Source organism: Brevibacterium sp. CCUG 69071 (assembly GCF_021023135.1).
Lineage (GTDB): Bacteria > Actinomycetota > Actinomycetes > Actinomycetales > Brevibacteriaceae > Brevibacterium.
The window spans coordinates 137833-161446 of sequence record NZ_PGFV01000004.1; the positions used below are offsets into that span (position 1 = coordinate 137833).

18 protein-coding genes are annotated in these 23614 nt (G+C 66.2%); 7 read left to right on the plus strand and 11 right to left on the minus strand.

What is annotated here, in order from left to right:
* Positions 1 to 195 precede the first annotated feature (195 nt).
* The 6 genes from CV023_RS12290 to CV023_RS12315 are packed head-to-tail and all read right to left on the minus strand — an operon-like array spanning position 196 to position 8746.
* A complete protein-coding gene (locus tag CV023_RS12290) occupies positions 196 to 1359 on the minus strand; it encodes an MFS transporter (RefSeq protein ID WP_230746017.1) in 1164 nt (387 codons plus the stop codon).
* Complete coding sequence (locus CV023_RS12295) at positions 1356 to 2675, minus strand: Wadjet anti-phage system protein JetD domain-containing protein (protein ID WP_230746019.1); 1320 nt, start codon at positions 2673 to 2675, stop codon at positions 1356 to 1358. The genes CV023_RS12290 and CV023_RS12295 overlap by 4 nt, the downstream gene beginning before the upstream one ends.
* Complete coding sequence (locus CV023_RS12300; RefSeq protein ID WP_230746021.1) at positions 2672 to 6046, minus strand: ATP-binding protein; 3375 nt, start codon at positions 6044 to 6046, stop codon at positions 2672 to 2674. Before CV023_RS12300 ends, CV023_RS12295 begins: the two co-directional genes overlap by 4 nt.
* Positions 6043 to 6816, minus strand: a complete 774-nt coding sequence (locus CV023_RS12305; protein ID WP_230746023.1) for a DUF4194 domain-containing protein — start codon at positions 6814 to 6816, stop codon at positions 6043 to 6045. Before CV023_RS12305 ends, CV023_RS12300 begins: the two co-directional genes overlap by 4 nt.
* Positions 6813 to 8276, minus strand: coding sequence for a DUF3375 domain-containing protein (locus tag CV023_RS12310; protein ID WP_230746025.1), 1464 nt, complete (start codon positions 8274 to 8276; stop codon positions 6813 to 6815). Before CV023_RS12310 ends, CV023_RS12305 begins: the two co-directional genes overlap by 4 nt.
* A gap of 50 nt (positions 8277 to 8326) precedes the next feature.
* Positions 8327 to 8746: an MmcQ/YjbR family DNA-binding protein gene (locus CV023_RS12315; protein WP_230746027.1), complete on the minus strand. Its 420-nt coding sequence runs from the start codon at positions 8744 to 8746 to the stop codon at positions 8327 to 8329.
* A 43-nt stretch (positions 8747 to 8789) separates the two neighbouring features.
* Between CV023_RS12315 and CV023_RS12320 the strand changes: the two genes are divergently transcribed.
* Entirely contained in the window at positions 8790 to 9797 is a 1008-nt protein-coding gene (locus CV023_RS12320) for an asparaginase (protein WP_230746029.1), read from the plus strand.
* A gap of 3 nt (positions 9798 to 9800) precedes the next feature.
* On the opposite strand, the gene CV023_RS12325 is transcribed toward CV023_RS12320, so the two are convergent.
* Entirely contained in the window at positions 9801 to 10808 is a 1008-nt protein-coding gene (locus CV023_RS12325) for a LacI family DNA-binding transcriptional regulator (protein ID WP_230746032.1), read from the minus strand.
* A gap of 241 nt (positions 10809 to 11049) precedes the next feature.
* On the opposite strand from CV023_RS12325, the gene CV023_RS12330 reads away from it, so the two are divergent.
* The 5 genes from CV023_RS12330 to CV023_RS12350 all read left to right on the plus strand — a co-directional run bounded on the left by CV023_RS12330 (position 11050) and on the right by CV023_RS12350 (position 17653).
* Positions 11050 to 12387 (plus strand): MFS transporter, encoded by a 1338-nt coding sequence (locus CV023_RS12330; protein ID WP_230746034.1) that lies wholly within the window; start codon positions 11050 to 11052, stop codon positions 12385 to 12387.
* Position 12388: 1 nt separating this feature from the next.
* Positions 12389 to 12724, plus strand: a complete 336-nt coding sequence (locus CV023_RS12335; protein ID WP_230746036.1) for an L-rhamnose mutarotase — start codon at positions 12389 to 12391, stop codon at positions 12722 to 12724.
* 65 nt (positions 12725 to 12789) lie between these two features.
* Positions 12790 to 13959 (plus strand): L-rhamnose isomerase, encoded by a 1170-nt coding sequence (rhaI, locus tag CV023_RS12340; protein ID WP_230746038.1) that lies wholly within the window; start codon positions 12790 to 12792, stop codon positions 13957 to 13959.
* A gap of 60 nt (positions 13960 to 14019) precedes the next feature.
* Positions 14020 to 16062: a bifunctional aldolase/short-chain dehydrogenase gene (locus CV023_RS12345; protein WP_230746040.1), complete on the plus strand. Its 2043-nt coding sequence runs from the start codon at positions 14020 to 14022 to the stop codon at positions 16060 to 16062.
* 37 nt (positions 16063 to 16099) lie between these two features.
* Positions 16100 to 17653 (plus strand): rhamnulokinase, encoded by a 1554-nt coding sequence (locus tag CV023_RS12350; RefSeq protein WP_330166660.1) that lies wholly within the window; start codon positions 16100 to 16102, stop codon positions 17651 to 17653.
* Between the two features lie 13 nt (positions 17654 to 17666).
* Here the strand turns inward: CV023_RS12350 and CV023_RS12355 are convergent, their stop codons facing one another.
* Positions 17667 to 18689, minus strand: a complete 1023-nt coding sequence (locus CV023_RS12355; RefSeq protein ID WP_230746042.1) for an NADP-dependent oxidoreductase — start codon at positions 18687 to 18689, stop codon at positions 17667 to 17669.
* 85 nt (positions 18690 to 18774) lie between these two features.
* Positions 18775 to 19653, minus strand: a complete 879-nt coding sequence (locus CV023_RS12360) for a DUF402 domain-containing protein (protein ID WP_230746043.1) — start codon at positions 19651 to 19653, stop codon at positions 18775 to 18777.
* Positions 19654 to 19886: 233 nt separating this feature from the next.
* Here CV023_RS12360 and CV023_RS12365 point away from each other — a divergent pair, with 233 nt between their 5' ends.
* A complete protein-coding gene (locus tag CV023_RS12365; protein WP_230746552.1) occupies positions 19887 to 20783 on the plus strand; it encodes an amidohydrolase family protein in 897 nt (298 codons plus the stop codon).
* A 56-nt stretch (positions 20784 to 20839) separates the two neighbouring features.
* On the opposite strand, the gene CV023_RS12370 is transcribed toward CV023_RS12365, so the two are convergent.
* Entirely contained in the window at positions 20840 to 22150 is a 1311-nt protein-coding gene (locus CV023_RS12370; protein ID WP_230746045.1) for an MFS transporter, read from the minus strand.
* On the minus strand, positions 22147 to 23595 hold the full coding sequence (locus tag CV023_RS12375) for an aromatic amino acid ammonia-lyase (RefSeq protein ID WP_230746047.1): 1449 nt from the start codon (positions 23593 to 23595) through the stop codon (positions 22147 to 22149). Before CV023_RS12375 ends, CV023_RS12370 begins: the two co-directional genes overlap by 4 nt.
* Positions 23596 to 23614: the final 19 nt, after the last annotated feature.

Genomic DNA, 23614 nt, shown 5'->3' on the forward strand with positions numbered 1-23614 from the left:
TGAGGGGTGTTGACCGCACCGTCAGTCTAGACCCGGGCGTTTCGGGTGAGCAGTGTGAAAGTGGCGACACGTGGGCAGCGCGGCGCTCGGATCGGGGTGCCCCGGATATGACAAACGATTTGGCACATCGGCAGAACGTGTAAAAAGATCGCCTCTTTTTTTACACGTTCTGCGACCTGCAGCCAACCCTCATCCTCAGCTCTTGGCCGCCAGGGCCGTCGCCGCCGTGAGCAGGCCAGCCATGACGATGGCCATCAGCGGATAGCCGCCGACGAGACCGGCCAGGGCCGGCCCGGCCGCGGGAGCCAGCGCCGTGCCGACGGTGATCGGGGCGACGAAGACACCGTTGATCGCCCCGAAGTTCTTCGTCCCCCACCGGTCGGACACGGCGGTGGCCTGCAGCAGGGTGATGCAGCCGCGCACTCCGCCGGCGAGCATGCCGATGCCGATGAGCAGCCAGATCGGCCCGGGCACGAGGGCGAGCAGCCACAGCCCCACGGCGCCTGCGGCGAAGAGGATGACCGTGCGGGAGCGCGGGCTGCTGCGTCTCTCCAGCGCCGGGTAGAAGAACCGGCCGGTCACCTGGCCGAAGCCGACGAGCCCGAGCGCGATGGCCGCGATGCTGTAGTCGGCTCCGCGTTCGATGATGAGCGGGATGATGTTGATCGTCACCGCGAACAGGGTGAAGGTCGAAGCGGCGACCGCGATCTGCAGGACGACGAAGCGCGGATCGCGGGTGACCGTGCGGATCTGCGCCGGCGAGGGTTTCTCGGTCACGGTCGACGCCTCGTCGGTCCACCTCCGGTTGAGGAAGAACAGGTGCATGGGCAGCGCGGTGACCGCGAGGACCACCGCGAGCACGACATAGGTGGGCCGCCAGCCGTAGGAATCGATGAGCCAGGCGATGATCGGAGCGAACACCGTCGAGGCAAGTCCTCCGACCAGCGTGATCGTCGTCAGCGGTTTGACCCGGTTCGCCCCGTACCAGCGGGTGACCACGGCGAAGGCCGGCGGGTAGAGCGTGGCAGCCTGGGCGAATCCCGCGAGCACCCACGCGAGGTAGAAGACGAGCAGATTGGGGGCAGCGGCGACGATGAGGAGAGCGAGGACGCCGATGACCGTGCCCAGACTCATGATCGACCGCGGCCCGTACGAGTCGAGCAGCTTGCCGACCCGGATCCCGGCAATCGCGGAGACCACGAGTCCCAGCGAGAGGGCGGCGGTGACGACCGTGTGACTCCACTCCATGTCCTGCGAGATCGGCTCGACCGCCACCGGCAGCGAATAGTAGAGCAGCCCCCAGCTCACGAGCTCGGCGATGCAGAGCGCGATCAGCCCACCCCGTGGACGGTCTGTCATGACCCGAGGTCCCCCGCCGAGGTGGCCGGTCGATCCAGCCCCGCCGAGGTGGACGGGTCGTCATCGTCGCCCGCCGAGGCGGCCAGTCGTTCCAGCGCCGCCGACCAGGGGATCCGCTCCTGTTCGAGGCGGACGTCGCCTTCGGCGCGGATCCGGGTCAGCGCCCGTCCCTCCGTGCCGGTCAGGGCGGAGAACGTTCCCGTGTGCGGTTTCGGTTCGGGCACCCATAGGTCCCGGTGCTCGAGCAGAGTCGCCTCGTCCATGAGCACCGACTCCACCTGCGGCAGGTGCCGACGCAGCCGGGAGAGGATCGCGAAACCGTGGGAGTCGAGATCGCCCCAGTAGAGGATGCGCGCCCCGCGCACCCAGCCCAGTCGCGCGACGGTGTCGACGGCGTAGCCCGAACCGTGGATGGCGACCGCCCCCGGCCAGTCCGGCATCGCGAGCACAGATTCGAGGTTCTCGAAGACGAAGACGATCCGTGCGGCGATCTTCATCGTGTTCAGTTCGACCACCTGTGCGCTGATGTCGCTCAGACCCGCGGGACGCAGTGAGGGATCGAGGAGGCGCAGTCGGATCCGCGGTTCGGCGTCGAGGACGTCGACCGCCTCGGCGTGTCCGGCCGCGGCAAGGAGGGCGGTGACGAGGGATCGGTGCGCCTCGAACCATTTCGAGTCGACCCCGCGGATGGGCATCTGCCGCGGCCGCAGGGAGCCGAGCGGATTGTCCCGCAACCACGTGACGACCTCGAGGACGGTGGCGAATTCCTCGTCGCTGAGCCCGATGATGCGCTTCGCGTGCGCCTTGATCGCCGAGGCGGTCGGGTCACCGTCCGCGGAGACGGTCGGGCCGTCTTCCGCCGAGACGGTCGGACTGTCTTCCGCCGAGGCGGTCGACGGCACGGCCCCGAATCGCGCCCTGATCGTCGCGGCCCGCTCCCGCAGGCGCCGCCACTGCCGCGCCTCGTCCCCGCCGGCGAAGTCAGCGACCGCGTCAGGGGAGCGCAGGTGCAGCCGGAGCGGGATTTGCTGGCGCCCGACGCGGGCCCAGGATCGTTCACCCCAGTCGACGGTCGGGGCATCGAGAGCCCGGACGTGACGACCACGGTCAGCGTGACCCGGGGCGTCGATGGCCCGCCAACTCGTCGCCCAGTCCATCGCGGCGGCCTGATCGGCGAGGACCTGCCGCTCCGTGGGCGGGTGCAGGGCGATGTCCACGCTCACCTCAGCCTCGGCGAGTGCCGCCCACGTCGACATCGACGAGCGCAGGCGCTTACGGGCCCTCGCTCTCGCCTCGGCGACGGTGAGCATCGTCATGAGTCGGACGGCTCCGTCTCGCCCCACACCATCGTCGAGGCCAGGGTCTTCTGACGGCTCGGGTTCTCGATCGAGGTCGCCGCGCCCACGTAGGGCTCGATGGTCTGGAGCAGCTTCTGCGGGGTGGCCAGCACCATGTGGAAGCCGAACTCGATGAAGATGTCGAGCGCCATCCGGGTGTAGCGGGTGTCGGCCTTGTCGAATGCCTCGTCGAGGATGATCGTGCCGTAGCGCGAGATCGCCTCGTCGGGATCGGCGAGCTGGTAGCGCAGCGCGGCGGCGAGGCAGAAGATGACGAGCTTCTGCTGCTGACCGCCCGACATCGCGGCCCCGGAATCGTAGGTGGCGTGCGCGCGGCCGTGATCGTCGATCTCCTCGGCGAGGAATGACACATGCAGACGGGTGTCGAGGCACTGGTTCTTCCACACCTTGTCCACGTGCTCGCTCGAGGAGAATCGGCGCATCACCTCGGCGAGCGTCTCGTACTTCTCCTCCGCCGTGGCCATGTTCTCCTCGCCCCAGCTGCCGCCGGCGACCTTGCGCAGGTCGGCGATGAAGGCGTTGACGGTCTCGGAGCGGCGGGTCTTGACCTTGAGTCGCAGGTAGCGGTCCTGGTCGAATTGGGAGCGCAGGAGCGAGGAGTTGATCGGGGCGACCCGGTCCTCGATCTCGCGCGGGGCCGCGTGGATCTCATTGAGCAGTTCGCCGATGAGATCGCGGGAGCGCTGCCGCAGCAGGTCCCGGAATCGATTCTCGTGATCGGGCAGACCGTGGGCGAGGATCTCGTCGAGCATCGCCAGATATCCGTGCCGGTCGGCAACCTCGGCCGTCAGCTGCGAGGTCACCGAGGGCCAAGCGGCCTTGAACTCGGCCGCGAGTCTAGTCACGGACTGGCCGGCCTCGCTCGCCGTCTGCTGCGCGCGGTCCTTCTCCGCCTGCAGGGTCTGGGAGACCTGCTGGCCGATCTCGGCGAGGTTGTCCCGGCGGATGCTGCGTTGGATGCGGCGGAAGCGGGCATCGAGCTGTTCGCCGAGGTGGCCCTCGACGTCCGGGATGCGCCCGGCGTTGACGTCGTCCTCGAGGCGGGCGATGCCCTCCCGCAGGCCGGTGACCTCCTTGTTGGCATCGCGGAGGGCGTAGTCGGCTTCGGTGCGGGCGGTCTCTGCGGAGTCCTTGGCGGCCTTCGCCTCACGTTCGGCGCCGATTGCCTGCTGGAGATCACCGTCGGCGTCTTCGAGTTCGCGCAGCTGCCTCTCGAGTGCCTCGACCTTTTCCTGTGCTCCCGCTTGGTCGACATCGCGCCAGGCCTGTTCGCGGATGCCGGCGAGGATGCCGCGGCGGCGGTGGGCCTGGGCGGTCTCGGCATTCGCGGCATCGACGATCGCCTCGACCTCGGCCAGTTCGGTCTGGGCCTCCTTGAGGACCGAGATGAGGGCTTCGAGCTTCGACTCGCGGTCGCCGAGGACCCATTGGCTGCGGTCGTCGATGCGGCGCCGGTCGTCCTTCTCATATCTCGTGCGCGAGGTCTTGACCTGACCTTTGAGGGTCACGGCACGTGCATGGTCGTCGAGTTCGTCGGGGTGGTCGACGCAGGCGAAGTCGAAACGCTCCGACAGGGTCGACCGCACCCAGTCGCCGAACCCGGTCTCGGCGACGCGGACCTTGTTGACCAGGGACTTCTCACTGCCGACGGGGCGGGGTTTGGCCACCTGGGAGGGAATCTCTTCGAACACGAGACGACCGCGGATCCGGTGGCTGTCGACCCAGGAGCGGACGGTGGCGAGGTTCTCGCTGCGTACGAGCACGGTCAGTGCGACGGGCCGCAGCACGCGTTCGATCGCACCTGTCCACTTCGCTTCTGCAGGGTCGACCTCGATGAGCTCGGCGGCGAAGGGCAGGGCCTTCTCACTCAGGCCGGTGCCTTCGGCGAGTTCGGATCGGATGGCCAGCAGATTGTTCGGCACGGTCGAGCCGGAGCGGCGCAGGGAGTCGATCTCGGCCTCGAGCTCCCGGACCCTCGCACGTGCTCGGGAGAAGCGGTCGTGGTCGGCGTGGCTGGGTCCGGCGACCTGCGTCTCATCGTCGAGGGTGGTCGCGATCTGCGCCTGGAGTTCGACGAATTCGGCCTGCGTGGTCGGCGCTGAGCCGATATCGGCCTGCTCGAGCTGGCGTTTGAGACTCTCCCAGCGGGCGGCGATGGAGCGACGCTCGGTCTCGGCGGTGTCGATGCGCTGCTGGAGGTGCTCGGCCTCGGCACCGCCGAGTTCGAGGGTGGCCCGGCGGGCGAGATCGAGTTCGTCGACGGCGGCGGCGAAGTCTCTCTTGGTCCGGTCGGCGGCGACTTCGAGTTCGACGAGCTGCCGGGTCAGCGTGGACAGGTCGGTGCGCAGGAGTTCGAGTTCGCGACGTTTCTGGAAGGGCAGCAGCGCCTCGTTGAGGGCGATCGACTTCGCCGCGGTGTCATTGGCGGTGTCGTATCCGGTGGAGGCCTCGCGCAGCCGGAGCAGATGGTCGCGTTGGCGGCGGAGTTCGACGACGTGGTCGTGAGCGTCCTTGAGGTCGCCGAATTGTCCGACGGCGGTCTCGGCGAGGTCGAAGGTGACCGGGGTTTCGAGCATGTGGTCGCGGAACAGTCGGTCGAGACTGTCGAGGCTCTTGGCCGACTGGGTCTTGTGCAGCAGCTGCAGTGCGGATTCGCTGGCCATGCCGAAGACCTTGCGCATTCGGGCGTAGAACTTCGCGTGGGCACCGTTCGAGGTGATGAGCGCCTCGGGGTGCTCGGCCTTGAGCTTGCGGGTCTCGAGTCCGGTGCGGGCGTACTGCTGCAGGTCGGCGAGGTCGAGGCCGGCTCTTTCGAGGATGCAGGCATCGGAGAGATCGGCGGTCTTCGTGCCCGAGCCCTTGATGAAGAAGAGCCGGGCCAGGCTCAGCGGCTTGTCGGTGCCGTTGTCGTAGCGGAGGATGATGCCGCTCCAGGTGGCGCGCGGACGCAGGTATTTGCTGACCACCCGGTCTTCGTCGGAGTCCGCGGTCCTCGTCCAGGCGCCGCGAACGTAGCTGACGAGGCTGCGCTGGTCGAGGCGGGCACCGGCGGTCTGCGCGGCGACGTTGAAGCGCAGCCACTTGTCGGGGGTGAGCACTGCGGCGATGCCGTCGAGCAGGGAGGACTTTCCCGATCCCGAGGGCCCGGTGATGAGGTGGCCTTTGTGCGAGACGGGAATGCGGTGGATGTCGGCGTCGAAGGTGCCCCAGTTCGCGATCTGGATCTCCGACAGCCGCCACTGGCTGCCGACATCGGGACGGTTCGCTCCGCGGGCGCGGGCCTGGTCGGCGACGAAGGCGGCATCGAGGGGGAACAGGGCCTCGGTCACGACTCGTCCTCCTCGGTGTCGGTATCGGTGGTGTCAGTGCCGGTGGCGTCGGTGTCGGCGGAATCCACCGCCTCGGTGGTGTCGGCTTCACCGGGCGAGACTTCACCGGGCGAGACCTCACCGGCGGCGATGCGTTCGTAGACGTCGATGAGTTCGCGCACCCGGTCCTCGTCGACGAGGAACTTCACCATCGGGGAGATCTCGAACCGGTCCTCGCCGGCCTTGTGGAGGACGCGCAGGCGGTTGCTCATCCGGTTCCAGGAACCGTTGAGGTTGCGCTGGAACGTCGACTCGTCGCCGGTGCGGTAGATCGCAAGGCGTTCGTAGACCTCTTCGCGGTCGACGATGACTCGGCGTTCGCCGGGTGCGGCGAGGAGGAGCTGGCGGAGGACGAGCAGCATCGCGGCGTCGAGGAAGGTCAGGCGTTCGCTGCGCACGGCGGCGGGGGCGTCGATCTCTTCGGTGACGATCTTGCGGGTGAAGGCGAATTCGTCGATCGTGTCGATGACGAGTTCGAGGAACAGATCGTGCAGGCGCGAGCGCACGAGGTCGACGTCGGCGACGAGCGCGGCCCACAGCTGCGGACTCTGGGACCCGGAGACGTAGGGTCCCTTGAGGAGTTCGAGCAGCACCCGGCGGGTCCGTTCACCGAGGGTTCCGGTGTCACCGTTCCACAGGGCACTGGGGTTGGTCTCGGGGAATTCGCTCGCCGAGGTGGTCCCACCGGGGGCGGCGGAGACGTCGTCGGCGGGGCTGGTGGTCTCGCTCATAGGGTGATGCCTTCGGTGAAGTAGTGGCGGCGGATCAGGGCGGAGCGGCCGATGCCGTCGATGCCCGACCATTCGAGGAGCTCCCGCGATTCCGGATCGACGTTTCCATAGGTGCTGGCCAGGGACAGCAGGCCGACGACGCTCGCCAGACCCTGGGTGGCGGGGAAGCGGTCGAGCACCTCGGCGACGGAGGCCTCTGCGGTCTCGCCGACGACGGTGTTGATGTTCTCGCTCAGCTCGGCGAAGTCGATCTCCGATTCGCGGGCGACGGCGATGAGTTCGGCGAAGTCGACCTCGGACTCGGCGGCCTCACCCAGTTCTTCGCCGGCATCGAACTCTGCGGGGTCGTGGAGGACGACTTCGCCGACGCTGGCCAGGGCGACGCTGGAGAGTTCGAGGTCGATGCCGATGTCGTCGTAGGGTCTGCGGACCTTCGCCACGGGCGCGGCCGCGGCCAGGCCCTCCTGGATGAGGGTGCGCATGACGCGGTCGCGTTGGAATTCGTGGGAGTGGACGTAGCGGCGCAGGCCGCGGGCGAATTCGGAGAGGATGTCCGAGACCTCGCGGGAGCCGTCCTTCATGGCCCGCATCAGTGTGCGCAGGGCCCGCCGGGTCTCGAGTGAGAGTGTGGCGGAGAAGTCGCGGTCGAGGATGGCGGCGATGTCTTCGTCGAAGGCGGCGGCCTGTTCGGGATCCCGGACGAGCGCGGAGAAGGCCGAGAAGGTCCGCCCCTCATCGGAGGATTCGATGAGGTCGACGCCGCGGAACACCTCGTCGAGGACCTGGGACTGAGAGTCTTCGGCGGCGAGGATCGAGACCCGCAGCTCCTGATTGAGCTCCTCGAAGCGGGCGCGGACGCGGGCGAAGTCGGCCGGTAGTCCCTGAGCCTGTTGGAGGATGTCGCCGACGCGTTCGTTCGCACGTCTGCGGTCGAGGACGACCGAGCGCGGGTCGCCGCGCCGGACCCGGGCGATCTCGGCGTCGATGCGGTCGCGTTCGGCCGCGAGTGAGGCCAAGCGGCGTGAGCTGTCGGGGTCCGTGTCGATGGCCAGCTGTCGCACGGATTGGGCGAGGCTGACCAGGCGGGACTCCGTGGCGGTCTGCGGCGGGGTGCGCAGCTGCTCGAGGATCCTCACGGCGTCGAAGCCGGCGGCCGAGAGCTCATAGGTCTCGCCTCTGGCGGAAGTGGCCGGCCTGCGGACGAGGATCTCCGCGCGGCGCCAATCGTCGCAGTAGGCCTTCGCGGTCTTCAGCGACAGGTCGAAGTGGTCGCGCAGCTCTTCGAGGTCGGCGTCGATGCTCTCGTGGAGATCCTCGGTGTTCAGCCGGGTGCCGGGCCGACCGAGGTGGGCGTCGAGGGAGGCGGCCATGATCGCGATATTGTCGGCCCGGAGCATACGCAGGGTGGCATTCGACTCGAGCAGTCGCCGGTAGGCGAGTGCGGATGACAGGGCGGACATACGGACTATTCTCTGCGCCGAGGCGCCGGCTTGCCAATTCGGGAGTGTGCTCAGCCCGCGGCATCCCTCCCGCCGAAGGTCGTCGGGTCCACAGGCCGGTCCTTCTTCGGCACCTTCGCCACGACCAGGCAGTAGGACTCGAGGACGAGATCGTGGAGGAGTTCGGCGTCGAGTGCGTTGCCGCCGGCCGCAGATTCATCATCCCCGGCCCCGGCCACGGTGATCCAGTGCTTCTTGCTCATGTGATATCCCGGGGTGATCTCCGCGTAGGCGTCGCGGAGCACTTCGCCGTCGAGGGGATCGATCTTGAGATTCATGCTCGGCACGCCGTGAAGCTCGTACTGCATCATGAACATCTTGCCGCGCACCTTGTAGACGGTGTTCTCGGGCCCGAAAGGATGGTCGATGACGACCGAGGGGTACTGCATGGCCTGGTCATGGGCGAGCCGGAGCACGGTATCGGGATCCATGCGCCGAGGCTAGCAAACGGCACTGACAGATAGACTCATGAGCATGCCTGACACCGCTTCGTCCACCACTCCCCCGCACCTGCTCCTCGCCGCCCTCGGCGGAACCATCGCCTCGACGGCGAATCATTCAGGTGGGGTCGCACCCGCACTCAGCGGGGCCGAGATCGCCGCTGCCGCCGGTCTCGACCGCATCTGGCCGGATCTGCAGGCCGATTTCACGCAGGTCTCGCAGGTCTCGAGCGCGAACGTCACCCTCGACATGCTCTTCGACGTCGTCGAGCTCGCCCGCACCACGGAGGCGCACGGGATCGTCCTCACCCAGGGCACCGACACCTTGGAGGAGTCCGCGTTCGGTCTCTGGCTGCTCAACGATTCGGGCACGCACATCGCCGCCACCGGCGCGATGCGCAATCCCACACTGCCCGGCGCCGACGGTCCGGCGAATGTGCGTGCCGCGGCACTGACAGCACTGTCGCCGCTGGTCAGGAACCTGCCGGCGAGTCTCGTCTTCGACGACGAGGTCCACGATCCGCGCTTCGTCCGCAAGTCACATGTGTCCTCGACAGCCGCGTTCTCCTCGGGTCCCATCCTCGGCGCCATCGGGTGGCTGAGCGAGGATGCGCTCCGACTGCCCCACGCTCCCGCTCCGACCGCGCCGTCCCCCTTCGCCGGGTTGCCTCGCCCCGATTCCCTGGCGAAGGTCGCCCTCGCCGAGGTGGGGATGGGCGAACCGGAGGAGACCCTGGCCGGGATCCTCGAGTCCGGTTTCGCCGGTGCCGTGATCTCGGGTGTCGGAGGGGGCCACGTCCCCGAGCACCTGGTGCCCGCGGCGACCCGCCTCGGCGAGGCCATGCCCGTCGTACTTGCTTCGCGAACCGGGTCGGGTGCGAGCCTGCGGAGCACCTACGGCTACCTCGGCGGTGAGATCGGACTGCTCGAGTCCGGGCTCATTCCAGCCGGGCTCCTCGATGCCCGCAAGGCCCGCATCGTCCTCACCCTGGCGCTCAGCTTCGGCCTCGACCCCGCCGAGGCATTCGCGCACTTCGGGTGAGCGTCAGACGGGTCTCGTCGACTCCCTGATCACAAGCTCAGGAGTGAACATCTGGTCGCAATGGGCAGTTGCCGAGGATTCGTTCTCGGCAAGCAGCGTCTCGACTGCGGTGCGCCCCAGGAGTCCGGCAGGCTGCCGCACCGAGGTCAGTGGAACGATCGTCGAGAGCGCATAGTCGATGTCGTCGTAGCCGATGATCGCAAGATCGTCGGGAATGCGCAGTTCGGTGAACATGATGACAGCCTGCATGACACCGACGGCAAGCAGATCGTTCGCGCAGAAGACTGCATCCGGTCGCTGCGCCTCCGGCAGGGAGACGATGCGCTCACCGACGTCACGCCCGGCCAGGATCGTCATCTCGCTCGACTCGAACAAGGGAAGCTCGATTCCGGCTTCGCGAGCCCGGTCCCGGGCTCCGGCATAGCGGTCCGCCACCTGAGGCAGCGACAACGGTCCGCCGACGAAGATCGGTGCCGACGATCCCCCGGCGATGAGATGGTCGAGCGCCATTCGACCACCGGCGACGTTGTCGACCGTCACTGATGACAGCGCGAAGTCGCCGGGTGCTCGGTCGACGAGCATGACCGGTGTGCCCTTCGACGCAATCGACTCGAGTTTGGACAGGTCAGCTCCCGAAGGAGTGACGAGAAGTCCGTTGACACGCTGTTCGGCGAAGAGATCGAGGTACTTCGATTCCCGCGCCTCGTCGGTTCCGGAGTCGCCGAGGAGGAGAGACAGCCCCGCGACATCGCAGGCCTCCAGCGCACCGTGGGCAACCGAGGCGAAGAATGGATTCGAGGCGTCGAGGACGACGAGTCCGAGACTGCTGCTCCGCCCGGATCTCAACTGTCTTGCCGCCGCGTTGCGCACGAATCCCAGCTCTTCGATCGCGTCGTTGACCTTGAGCATGGTGGCCTCAGAGACCTTCGACGAGCCGTTGACCACGTGTGACACCGTCCCGACCGAGACGCCGGCGCGGGATGCGACATCGCGCATACTCACTTTCGCCATGGTGGTCCTTCCAGGTCAGCGGTCACGGGCAACTCTCATTCTGCCCGAATTCCTCCGCGCAGTCTTGATGTGACTCACACGACATGCTATCGTTCCAAACGTCAATATTGAAACGTTTCAATCGGAATGGCCCAGCGACTCGTTTCACACCAGCATCCGCACCGCCGCGCTCGCGCATCTGCGCTGTCGGCACAGCTGCGACCGCCGTCCATGCGGTCGCTCGTCCATATCGGAGGAACGCATGACGGACACAACGACGTCGTCCAAATGGAAGGCCACCGTCGCGGTGGCCATGTCGAACTACATCGAAGCAGGATCGATCATCGCCATCGCCACCAGCATGAGTCTGTGGCAGGCGGAGTTCGGACTCGACAGTCTGGCCGTCGGTCTGCTCAGCGCTCTCAGTGCCAACGCCTTCGGAGCGGCTATCGGCGCGGCCATCGGAGGCCCGCTCTGTGAACGCTACGGACGCAAATTCATCTACACCTATGACCTGCTGCTCTACATGTTCGGCACTCTGTTCGCGATCTTCGCGATGAACTTCTCCATGCTGCTCATCGGTTTCATTCTCACCGGCATCGCGGTGGGAGCGGGAGTCACAGCGGCATGGACCTACATCGCAGAGGAAGCTCCGGACGGCCGCCGCGCCGGTCACGTCGGCGTCGCACAGCTCGCCTGGTCGATCGGCCCCATGATCGGCTACCTGCTTGCCGCACTGCTCGAGCCGATGGGTCTGCTGGGCTCGCGATTCATCTTCGCCCACCTCTTCGTCATCGCCTTCATCACGTGGTGGGTGCGGCGCGGACTCAGCGAATCACGGCGCTGGACCGAGAAGAACTCCAACCCCGACACGGTCGGCACCTACCGAGGATTCTTCCAGCTCTTCACGAACAGGAAGAACATCATCGCACTGCTGTTCCTCATCGGCGTCTACGGCCTGTGGAACACGGTGGCCGGTCAGGCAGGCATCTTCCAGCCGCGGATCTATGAGGCCACCGGTCTCACAGACGCCCGATCGCAGTACCTGCTCCAGGTTCTCGTGTGGGGCCTCACCAGCGCCGCCACCTTCTGGGGCTTCATGCGCTACGGCGACAAGGTCTCTCGCCGGTGGCTCTACTGCCTCGGTGCCGGTCTCGGAATCATCGCCTGGGCGGTCCTCATCTATGGTCCGGCCGGCTGGTTCTCCCTGCTCGTCTTCGCCATCGGCTGGGGCATCTCGTCAGGACTCGGGGCACAGGCGTTCTACGGACTGTGGGCCGCCGAGCTCTTCGCAACCCGGTATCGTGCGTCTGCCCAGGGCTTCATGTTCATGATCGTTCGCGTCATGGTCGGAGTGCTCTCACTCTGGTTCCCGCTCATGCTAGAGAAGACCGGTCTCCACGGTGTCGGCGTCCTCATTCTCGGACTGCTCGTCGCGGCACTGCTCATCGGCACGATCTGGGCACCGAAGACGCAGAACAAGACGCTCGAAGAGATCGAGATCGAACGCTACGGCCGACTCCTCGACGCCGACCATGCCACCGAGGTGGCCGTCGGGAACATCCGTCCCGACGGGACGCCCGCGGTGAGGGAGAACTGACGTGGAGCGCGTCTGCTTCAGGATGCAGGTCGACCCTGTTCACCTCGACGAGTACATCGAGCGGCACAGAAGCGTGTGGCCGCAAATGCTCCGGGCCCTGCACGAGACCGGATGGCGCAACTACTCTCTCTTCGCCGATGCTGCAGGAATGGTCATCGGCTACCTCGAGACAGAGGACTACGAAGCCGCGCAGCAGGGTATGGAGCTGACCGAGATCAATGCTGCCTGGCAGGACTCGATGTCGCCGCTGTTCGCGGCGGGCGGCTCCTTCGACTCCGGTCCCGAACGGCTGCAGGAGATCTTCAATCTCAACGATCAGCTCTCTCGCACCGATTGACCCAGCGACGACTCACGAAACGCGAATGCAAGAAGCACGGCAACAGTTAGGAACATGCAGCTCCCATGAGCACTCACCCCACCTTCGCAGACATCACCGGCCAACTGGCCAAGCAGTCGATCGAACTTCCCTCCTGGGCATTCGGCAATTCCGGGACGAGGTTCAAAGTCTTCGGCACTCCGGGCACTCCGCGCGATCCGTTCGAGAAGGTCGCCGATGCCGCCAAGGTGCACGAGCTCACCGGCCTCGCCCCGCAGGTTGCCCTCCACATCCCCTGGGACCTCTGTGACTTCGACGCCCTTGCCGATCATGCCGCCGAGGTGGGGGTGAAGCTGGGAACCATCAACTCGAACACCTTCCAAGACGATGACTACAAATTCGGGGCGCTGACCCATGAGGACGATCGGATCAGGACGAAGGCGATCGATCATCATCTCGAATGCATCGATGTCATGGATCGCACGGGTTCCCGCGACCTCAAGATCTGGCTGGCAGAAGGTTCGAACTATCCCGGACAGGCCGATCTGCGCGGCAGACAGGATCGGCTTCACGAATCGCTGAGCAGGATCTACGATCGCCTCGGCGAGGATCAGCGTCTGGTCCTCGAATACAAGTTCTTCGAACCCGCGTTCTACCACACCGATGTCCCCGACTGGGGAACGAGCTACGCCCAGGTCACCGCGCTCGGGGAGAAGGCTAAGGTCTGCCTCGACACGGGACACCACGCTCCGGGAACCAACATCGAGTTCATCGTCATGCAGCTGCTCCGCCTGGGGAAGCTGGGCTCCTTCGACTTCAACTCCCGGTTCTACGCCGATGACGACCTCATCGTCGGTGCCGCTGATCCGTTCCAGCTCTTCCGGATCCTCTACGAGGTCGTTCGCGGCGGAGGACTGAACAACCCTGACGTCGCCTTCATGCTCGACCAGTGCCACAACGTGGAGAACAAGATCGAGGGACAGATCCGATCCGTGCTCAATGTGCAGGAGATGACCGCGCGTGTGCTGCTGATCGACACCGACGCCCTCGGTGACGCGCAGAAGTCCGGCGATGTCCTAGCCGCCAATGACGTCTTCATGGATGCCTTCCACACGGACGTCCGCCCGGCACTTGCCGAATGGAGAAGCTCCCGCGGGCTTCCTGCTAATCCGCAGCGCGCCTTCCGCGAGTCCGGATACCAGGAGAAGATCGCGGCCGATCGCATCGGCGGCACCCAGGCCGGCTGGGGCGCCTGAGCCGGATCTGAATTCTTCCATCCCTGTCCCACCCCTCACTGACGACTCCTGAGGAGAAGCATGACCACGATCAATCCCACGGTGAATGAACTCATCCGCCGTTCGAACTCCCTGGGTTCGGATCGCCGCAATACGAACTTCGCCGGCGGCAACACCTCCGCCAAAGGCACCGATGTCGATCCCGTGAGCGGCGAGGAGGTCGAACTCCTCTGGGTCAAGGGCTCCGGGGGAGATCTCGGAACGCTCACTGAGGGAGGACTGGCCGTGCTCAGACTCGACCGCCTGCGGGCCATGGAGAGGACCTACCCCGGGGTCGATCGCGAGGATGAGATGGTCGCGGCCTTCGACTACACGCTGCATGGCAAGGGAGGGGCGGCTCCGTCGATCGACACCGCGATGCACGGGCTCGTCGATGCCGCCCATGTCGACCATCTCCACCCCGACTCCGGCATCTCCATTGCCACTGCCGCCGACGGTGAGGAGCTGACGAAGAAGATCTTCGGCGACAAAGTCGTCTGGGTTCCCTGGCGACGTCCCGGCTTCCAGCTCGGCCTCGACATCGCTGCCATCAAGAAGGCCAATCCCAGCGCCATCGGCACCATCCTCGGTGGGCACGGAATCACCGCTTGGGGTGACACCTCGGAGGAATCGGAGGCGAACTCCCGCTGGATCATCGACACCGCGGCCGCCTACATCGACGAGCACGGCAAGTCCGATCCCTTCGGTGCGGCCCGCCCGGATTTCGCGGCCCTGCCGGAAGCCGAACGGCACGCGAAAGCCGCTCTCCTGGCACCTCACCTGCGCGGCACCGCCTCGGCGGATCGGGCCATGGTCGGTCACTTCACCGATGACCCTGCCGTCCTCGAATTCCTCGCCGGCGAGAAGCTGAGCGCTCTGGCCGAACTCGGCACCAGCTGCCCGGACCATTTCCTGCGCACCAAGGTCAAGCCACTCGTCGTCGACCTCCCAGCCGACGCCTCGGTCGAGGACATCGTCGCCGCCCTGCCAGCCCTCCACGAGGACTACCGGGCGGACTACCAGGCCTATTACGACCGCTACGCCGATGCGGATACCCCGGCCATCCGCGGGGCCGACCCCGCGATCATCCTCGTCCCCGGCGTCGGCATGTTCTCCTACGGCGCAGACAAGCAGACCGCCCGCGTGGCCGGGGAGTTCTACGTCAACGCCATCAACGTCATGCGCGGCGCGGAATCCCTGTCCACGTACAGTCCGATCTCCGAAGAGGAGAAGTTCCGCATCGAATACTGGGCTCTGGAAGAGGCGAAACTCAAGCGCAAGCCGGCACCCAAGCCCATGGCCTCCCGCGTCGCCTTCGTCACCGGAGCAGCCAGCGGAATCGGCAAGGCCATCGCCACCCGTTTGGCGTCCGAGGGCGCCTGCGTCGTCATCGCCGATCTCGACCTTGAGAAGGCCCAGGACGCTGCCGCGGAGCTCGGCTCCGCGGACGTCGCCATCGGTGTCTCTGCCGACGTGTCCGACGAGGCGGGAGTCCAAGCGGCCCTCGCCGAGGCGGTGCTCGCTTTCGGAGGCGTCGACCTCGTCGTCAACAACGCCGGGCTCTCGCTGTCGAAGTCCCTGTTCGAGACCACGGAGAAGGACTGGGACCTGCAGCACAGCGTGATGGCCAAGGGCTCGTTCCTCGTGTCGAAGAACGCTGCGCAGATCCTCGTCGATCAGGGCATGGGCGGGGATATCGTCTACATCTCCTCGAAGAACTCCGTGTTCGCCGGTCCGAACAACATCGCGTATTCGGCGACCAAAGCGGACCAGGCCCACCAGGTGCGCCTGCTCGCCGCCGAACTCGGCGAGCACGGCATCCGCGTCAATGGCATCAACCCTGACGGGGTCGTCCGCGGCTCAGGAATCTTCGCCGGCGGCTGGGGCGCCCAGCGTGCCAAAACCTACGGCATCGAAGAGAAGGACCTCGGCAAGTTCTACGCCCAGCGGACCATCCTCGGCCGGGAGGTCGTGCCGGAGAATGTCGCGAACGCCGTGTTCGCCATGTGCACCGACGACTTCTCACACACCACCGGCCTGCACGTGCCCGTCGACGCGGGAGTCGCTGCGGCGTTCCTGCGGTGAGTTCGACAGATACACAGATACTGAGACACGACTCCGAATGGACAAGATGGAATCCCCCGCTCCGCTAACGCTCGCCGCCGTTGACCTCGGGGCGACGAGCGGCCGGGTGATCCTCGGCGGCATCGCCGAGGGGCGCCTGCACATGAAGCACATCGCTCGGTTCCCCAACTCACCGCTCCATCTCACCGAGACTGTCCCCGCGACAGCGGACTCCGGATTTGGCAGCGCGGACCGCTCGGCGGCCGAGCACACCCCCGCCGAAGGCTTGTACTCGAACATCTCGTCGCTCTACGCTGCCCTCGAGGACGGGCTTCGCGAGGCGGTTCGCGCTGCGCCCGGGCTGCGCAGCATCGGCATCGACTCCTGGGCAGTCGACTACGGACTCCTCCGCCGCGGTCGGCTATTGGGGCTGCCCCATCACTACCGTGATACTCGCAGCTCCCACGGGGTGGACCTCGTCCACGCCCGCATCGATCCTGCCGACCTCTATGCCCGCAACGGCCTGCAGCACTTGGACTTCAACACCGTGTTCCAGCTCGCCGCCGAGGCAGAGACCGGGCTCTTGGATCTCGCGGATGCTGTCGTCCTCATCCCCGATCTCATCGCCTATTGGCTCACCGGAACCATCCGCGCCGAACTCACCAATGCCTCGACCACGGGGCTCCTCCGGGTCGAGGAAACGACTTGGGACTCAGAGCTTGCGAGCCTCGCCGGTGCAGACCCGGTGCTCCTGCCCGAGCTCATCGCTCCCGGTCAGCCCATCGGCGCCCTCACCGAGGCGGTCGCCGCCCGGCTGAGCGCAGGAAGCCTTCCTTCCGCGACCTCGACCCCGGACCCCAGAATCACGGTCACGGCCGTCGGCAGCCACGACACCGCCTCGGCGGTCGTGGCCGTACCGTTCACCACGGAGAACTCGGCATTCATCTCCAGCGGAACCTGGTCGCTCGTCGGACTCGAGCTCGACCGGCCGGTCCTCTCCGAGGCTGCCCGGGATGCCAACTTCACGAACGAGGGCGGGGTCGATGGAACCGTCCGGTTCCTCAAGAACGTCTCCGGACTGTGGCTGCTGAGCGAATCCATGCGCCATTGGCACCGCCACTCCACAGATGCCCAACGCAGCGCGGACCTGCAGACCCTTCTGAGCGAGGCCGAGCGGGTGACCGGCGAAGTCCCGATCTTCGACCCCTCAGACGATCGGTTCACTCCGCCGGGAGACATGCCCACGCGAATCGCCGATTGGTGTCGTGAACACGAGATTCGTCCTCCGGAAGGACCCGCGGAGATCGTGCGCAGCATCCTCGAATCTCTCGCCGAGGCGTATCGAGAGACCATCGAGACCGCCGAGGAGCTCACCGGCAGGCAGGTCGATGTCGTTCACATCGTCGGCGGGGGTTCGCAGAACACACTGCTGTGCCGACTCACGGCCGAACGTACGGGTCGCCCCGTCGTCGCCGGACCTGTCGAGGCGACGGCGATCGGCAACCTTCTCGTTCAGGCACGGGCAATCGGCGAGGTGGAGCCGAACTCCGACCTCGCCGACCTGCGCCGCATCGTCCGGGACTCGTTTCCTGTCATCAGGTACGAACCCTGAGTGAGGAACTTCCTCAGCTCTCCGCACCCACGGCGACGACCATCTTGCCGAAGTTTCCGCCGGTGAGCAGGTCGTTGAAGTATTCGGGAGCGTTCTCGAGTCCCGGACGGATGTCCTCGCGGTAGCGGATCTTGCCCTCATTGATCCAGCCGCTCATGTCGGTGAGGAACTGGCCGGTCAGCCGCTCAGCGAACTCGGTCTGGATGAAGCCGCGGACGTTGAGCGACTTCGTCAGAATCTGGCCCATCAGCGCACCCGAACGGTCGGGTCCCTCGGGCAGAGCGGTGAGGTTGTAGTTGGCCACGAGTCCGCAGACAGGAACGCGCCCGTAGGTGTTCAGGCGCGGCAGGACGGCGTTGAAGACATCACCTCCGACGTTCTCGAAGTACACGTCGATACCCTGCGGCACCGCCTCGGCGAGTTCGGACTTGAGGTTGCCCGAGCGGTGGTCGAGGGCCACGTCGAAGCCGAGCTCCTCCAGGTGGGCGACCTTCTCCGGGCCTCCGGCGATGCCGACGGACCGGGCGCCCTTGATCTTCGCGATCTGCCCGACGACCGAGCCGACCGGACCGGTGGCCGCTGCGACGGCGACGGTCTCGCCCTCCTGCGGACGGCCGATCTCGAGCAGTCCCGCGTAGGCGGTGAACCCGGGCATTCCGAGCACGCCGAGGTGGGTGCTGATCGGGGCGAGCTCCGGGTCGATGCGGCGCAGGTGACCGGTGTTCTCAACCGAGTACTCCTGCCATCCGCCGTAGCCGAGCACGATGTCGCCGACGGAGAAGTCGTCCGAGTTCGACTCGACGACCTCGGAGACGGTGGCACCGACCATGACGTCGCCGACCTCGACGGGCTTGGCGTAGGACTTCGCATCCGACATCCGACCGCGCATATATGGATCGAGCGAGAGATAGAGGGTGCGCAGCAGCACCTGTCCCTCACCGGGAGACTCGAGTGGAACCTCATCGATGAGGTAGTTCTCGGCCGTCGGCGCGCCGACCGGGCGGGAGTTGAGGCGGACTCTGTGGTTGCTCGTCATGAGAGAGTGTTCCTTTCATCGCAATTCTGCCCGGGTGGGCATTCGGTGCAGGGTCCCGACCGGCGGGGCGCTGCTCGGGTGGAGATCAGATCCAGTCCTTGCCGTAGCAACCGCCGGAGACCCGTCGATGTTCCTGCTTCGGCTGAGAATGTTCCTGCGTGTGAGATGAATCCGAATCCGGTTGTCCCGCAGGACCCAGACATCCCGTCTTCGCGGTCTCCCCGCCGGCCAGACGGCGGGCCAGGTCCCCCCACTTCGGGTCGAAGGCCCAGGTGAACTCGCCGAGGCGGTCGAGCAGTTGCGTCCCGTTGCCCCGTATGGTCTCGGACCATTCACGCGGCCAGGCCCCGTTCTCGGCGGCTGAGGCCAGTTCGTCTTCGTCCTTGAACTTCGCGCCGCTCGGGTCGAGACGACCGTCGGCGGCGTTCAGGGGTGCGGCTCCGTTGGGCGCGGCTCCGTTGGGAAAGATGATGTCGAGGATGTGATCGCTGGTGAATAGAGTGTCGTCGGTGCGGCGATGAGTCGCCTCGAGATTGATGTACCAATCGGCGTGCATCTGCTCGCCCTCTCCCGGTTTGAGCAGCACCCAGACGGAGAACGGAACGTCCGGCGGGACGATCTTGAGGACTCCGAGACCGCGCCAGGTGCCAGGCACAGCGACTCGTCGGGGCGCCTCGGCGATGGGACGGAACCGCACCTCGTGCGGAACGTCATGAGGATCGGAGTCCTCCCAGCCGATGATCCGGGCCTCCGCGGTCGGGGTGCCGCCGGGCATCCACAGGAGAGCACCGGCCGGTGAATCCTCGATCACGTGCATCGGACGGATGACCTCGACGGGGTCGCGGTCGAAGTCGAAGCGTCGAAAGGTCCAGTTCACGGCCGTGCCCGGCGTCCAGAACGGTCCTTCGCCGATCGGGCGCGTGCCGGACGGGACCGTGACCTCGAACGGATCGGAGAACGTCATGCGGGAAGTCTATGACGGACGCTTGGGCGGCCGCTGAGGACGTGTTTCGCTACGATGCTCGGGCGGCCTTCGTCGATCTCCGGCGACCTTCGGCCTAGGCTGGGATCATGGATGACTTCGACGATGCAGTTCCCGGGCACTCTTCGACGAGCGCGCGATCAGACGCGCAGACGAGCGGGCGTGAGCACGAGCACACGGCCGCGCAGTCGCTCGCGGCGACGGTTCCGGCGACGATGACCGCGCCTCCGCGCAGCGATGCGGATATCCCCGCCTATCTCGAGGCGCTCGGACTGCCCGGACTCGCCGACATCCACGTGCACTTCCTGCCACAGCAGGTCCTCGACAAGGTGTGGGCCTACTTCGACGACGCCGAATCCAACTACGGCAGGGCCTGGCCGATCCACTACCGCTACGACACCGAGACGCGCCTGTCGATCGTCCGTGACCTGGGGATACGTGCGATTCCGGCGCTGACATACCCGCACAAGCCGGGCATGGCAGCCTGGCTCAATGAGTGGAATGCCGAATTCGCGGCCGCCCACGACGATGTCATCCACTGCAGCACCCTCTATGCCGAGCCGGAGTCCGCCGACTACGTTCCCGCCGCTCTGGCCGCGGGGGCGAAACTGTTCAAGATGCACGTCCAGGTCGGGAACTTCTCGCCCGACGACCGGGTCCTCGACCCGGCTTGGAAAGCACTCGCCGAGGCGCAGGTGCCCATCGTCATCCATGCCGGATCCGAGCCCCTGCCCGGCACCTACACCGGGCCGGGCGCGGTGGCGAATGTGCTCGAGCGCTTCCCCGCCCTCAACTTCGTCATCGCCCACATGGGCATGCCCGAATACGATGAATTCGCCGAACTCGCCGAGAACCACAGCGGGGTGTACCTCGACACAACCATGTACGTCTCCGGGTTCTTCTCCTCCCCCGCCGAGGTGGACCCCGCCTACCGCGAACGCCTGGCGGGACTGTCCGACAAGATCATCCTCGGCTCCGACTTCCCCAACATCCCCTACCAGTACGCCGATCAGATCGCCGGACTGGCCGGGCTGGGTCTGGGAGATGAGTGGATGCGCTCGGTGCTGTGGCGCAATGGCGCACGCCTGCTCGGATTGGAGAGCGCCGGCTGAACAACCTGCGGTGATCCCGCCGGAGCACTCTGCGAATTCGACCGGAGCCGCGGTCCTCAGACGATGTGGTTCTTCGCGGTCTCCGGCGCCCACAGCCATGTGAAGATCGCGCCGACGGCGAGGACAGCGGCGAGGACGTACATCGACACCGCGATCCCCCAGCCTTCGAGCATGATCGGAAGGATGAAGGTCCCCACCGCCGAGGCGATGCGGCTGAGTCCGTTGAGCAGGCCGACGCCGGAGGCACGCAGGCTCGTGGGGAACAGCTCGGGCGGGTAGACCTGGGTGAGGTTGGACGCCGCCGACATGACGAACGTGTAGATCGCAAAGGGAATCATCAGCAGGATGAGGTTCGCTCCTGAGAACACTCCGAGGAGAACGAGCGAGACCGTGAGGACGACGAAGGACCAGAACGTCGCGGGACGCCGGCGGAACTTCTGCACGAGCCACAGGCCGGCGATCCCGCCCGCGAGCAGGAACAGATTGAGGATGAGGTACTGGAGGTCCTCGTCTTTGACCTCGAGGCTGGTGAAGATCGTCGGCACAAAGGTGTAGATCGCGAAGTACGGCAGCACGAGAGCGCTGTAGAAGATCACTCCGAACCAGGTGTATCTCCGCATCCGCGGGCCGAAGAGCTCCTTGAAATCGGTAGCGCTGATCTCCTCCGAGGATTCGGCGGGGAACTGATCCGGGGTGATGTCGATCCCGATGTACTTCTTGACGATCGTCTTCGCCTCGTCCACCCGGCCCTTACTGATGAGCCAAGCCGGGGATTCGGGGGCGCCGATGCGAACAATGAGCACGATGAGCGCGGGGATCGCACCCGAGGCGAGGAGCCAGCGCCAGGAATCGCCGTCCCCAACCAGGTAGACGCCGAGCACATTGGCGGCCACATAGCCGACCGTCCACATCACCGTCAGCGATGCGAGCATCATTCCGCGGTGCCGCCTCGGCGCGAATTCCGAGAGCAGAGTGGGACCGACGGCGTAGTCGGCTCCCAGCCCGAAGCCGATGAGCAGGCGAAGGACGAACAGGCTCCAGAACTCGGGTGCCCACAGTTGGAGCGCCGAAGCGACGGCAATGAGCAGGAAATTGAGAACGTAGACCTTCTGTCGGCCGATCCGGTCGCTCACCCGGCCGAGGATGACGCTGCCGAAGAAGAGTCCGATGAGCGCCGAAGCACCGAGCAGACCGGATTCGACGCCGCCCAGATCCCATTGCGTCCCGAGCACCGGGAGCAGTGCGCCGATGATTCCGAGCGCATAGCCGTCAGAGAAGTTGGCACCGAATGTCATGGCGGTGATGCGCGCGTGGAATCGGCCGAAGGGCACATCGTCGATGGCCTGTGGTTGAGGTGTGGTGGTCATCGGTTCATGTCCTTCAGTGGGAGGGCCCCGAGGTTCGTGTGGACGAACCGTTCGAGTGCAGCGATGTCGTCCGTCAGTGGTCGGTCGGCGAGGATGCGGTTCAGGGGCGCGGCGGCGATGTAGTCGAGATAGGGCGCCGAAGCTGTGCTGTCGTCCTCGGTTCCGATCATGTCGAGTCCGCGGGCGGCGCCGAGGAGTTCGACGGCGAGTATCCGTCTGGCCTGCTCGAGGCCTTTGAGCAGCTGCCGGGCGGCCTGGGCTGTGAACGGTGCGTGATCCTCGGTTCCGCGGGAGACGGTGACGTTCGCCAGCGAGGCAGGCTGTGCGTGGATGCGCAGTTCGTTCAGCGCCGAGGCGGTGACGTATTCGACCATCATGATTCCGCTGCTGCCCGGCTCGGAGTCGGAGAGGAAGGGATCGAGTCCGGTGATCTCGGGCTCGGACAGACGCATGGTCCGGTCGAAGGAGAGCTGCGCCGCGCCGAAGAGCGCGAGTCCGGCGGCCTCGAGATCCATCATCAGCTGCTGAGTGTGGAAGTTGCCGTTGTGATAGATCCACGCGGAGTCCACGTCGACGAGAGGGTTCTCCGGGCTCGCATTCATTTCGACCTCGATCGCCGCGGCCAAGCGGGATCGGGCCGTGAGCAGAGCCGCGAGCACCGGGGTGAGCGCGCGGAAACCGAAGGAATCCTGCAGTCGCTTGGCCTCCCACGAGCGGGGACCGATGGCGGCGAGGAGGCGAGCCGCAGCCTCGTGCCCTCCGGGTTCGGGTCGGGCGTTCTGCACCGCAGTCGCAAAGGGCTCGAGGTTCGCGCCGGTCACCCGCATCGACGCGACTGCGACTCTCACACTGTGGTCGAGGTAGTCGTCGATCTCGGCCACGGCGCGGGCGGCTTTTGCCACGGTGAAGGCGCTGCTGGAGATGAACGGCAGGGCGTCCCCGCCGTGCGGTGTCCAGTAGGTTCGGGTTCCGCCGTCCTGTGTTGGGAGTTCCCCGATGAGGGTCAGAGCAAGCTCGGCCATCTGGGACAGGTCGCCGGTGCCCAATGAGCCCACCTCGTGGATGGCGGGTCGGGCGTTGTCGCTGAGGAGTTCGTCCAGGGCGGTGACGACGTCGGCCGAGATGCCCGCACCGCCGCGGGCCAACTGGTTCGCACGAATCACCAGCGCCGCACGCACCGTCTCGTCGTCGACCAATTCGCCGGCGCCGACCGCATGGCTGCGCAGCAGCCTCAGGTCCTGGTCGATCGAGTTGCTCTCGGCCAGTTCGATCGACTTGTTCGCGCCCACGCCTGTGGAGCGACCGTAGACGGGAAGCGTGGACACAGCGTCGACGGCGAAGTCGTGGGATTGTGTCATCGCTGTCGTGTCGGCGAGGACCGGATGGCCGCCGCCTCGGACGATATGCGCAAGAGCCTCAATTGTCAGGTGTGTGTTCGACGTCATCGTCTTCCTTCCGGATCGG

Coding starts and splice junctions, on each gene's coding strand:
- CV023_RS12290 (WP_230746017.1), bottom strand. CDS start 1,359: ATGACAGACCGTCCACGGGGTGGGCTGATCGCGCTCTGCATCGCCGAG.
- CV023_RS12295 (WP_230746019.1), bottom strand. CDS start 2,675: ATGACGATGCTCACCGTCGCCGAGGCGAGAGCGAGGGCCCGTAAGCGC.
- CV023_RS12305 (WP_230746023.1), bottom strand. CDS start 6,816: ATGAGCGAGACCACCAGCCCCGCCGACGACGTCTCCGCCGCCCCCGGT.
- CV023_RS12310 (WP_230746025.1), bottom strand. CDS start 8,276: ATGTCCGCCCTGTCATCCGCACTCGCCTACCGGCGACTGCTCGAGTCG.
- CV023_RS12315 (WP_230746027.1), bottom strand. CDS start 8,746: ATGGATCCCGATACCGTGCTCCGGCTCGCCCATGACCAGGCCATGCAG.
- CV023_RS12320 (WP_230746029.1), top strand. CDS start 8,790: ATGCCTGACACCGCTTCGTCCACCACTCCCCCGCACCTGCTCCTCGCC.
- CV023_RS12325 (WP_230746032.1), bottom strand. CDS start 10,808: ATGGCGAAAGTGAGTATGCGCGATGTCGCATCCCGCGCCGGCGTCTCG.
- CV023_RS12330 (WP_230746034.1), top strand. CDS start 11,050: ATGACGGACACAACGACGTCGTCCAAATGGAAGGCCACCGTCGCGGTG.
- rhaI (WP_230746038.1), top strand. CDS start 12,790: ATGAGCACTCACCCCACCTTCGCAGACATCACCGGCCAACTGGCCAAG.
- CV023_RS12345 (WP_230746040.1), top strand. CDS start 14,020: ATGACCACGATCAATCCCACGGTGAATGAACTCATCCGCCGTTCGAAC.
- CV023_RS12350 (WP_330166660.1), top strand. CDS start 16,100: ATGGACAAGATGGAATCCCCCGCTCCGCTAACGCTCGCCGCCGTTGAC.
- CV023_RS12355 (WP_230746042.1), bottom strand. CDS start 18,689: ATGACGAGCAACCACAGAGTCCGCCTCAACTCCCGCCCGGTCGGCGCG.
- CV023_RS12360 (WP_230746043.1), bottom strand. CDS start 19,653: ATGACGTTCTCCGATCCGTTCGAGGTCACGGTCCCGTCCGGCACGCGC.
- CV023_RS12365 (WP_230746552.1), top strand. CDS start 19,887: ATGACCGCGCCTCCGCGCAGCGATGCGGATATCCCCGCCTATCTCGAG.
- CV023_RS12370 (WP_230746045.1), bottom strand. CDS start 22,150: ATGACCACCACACCTCAACCACAGGCCATCGACGATGTGCCCTTCGGC.
- CV023_RS12375 (WP_230746047.1), bottom strand. CDS start 23,595: ATGACGTCGAACACACACCTGACAATTGAGGCTCTTGCGCATATCGTC.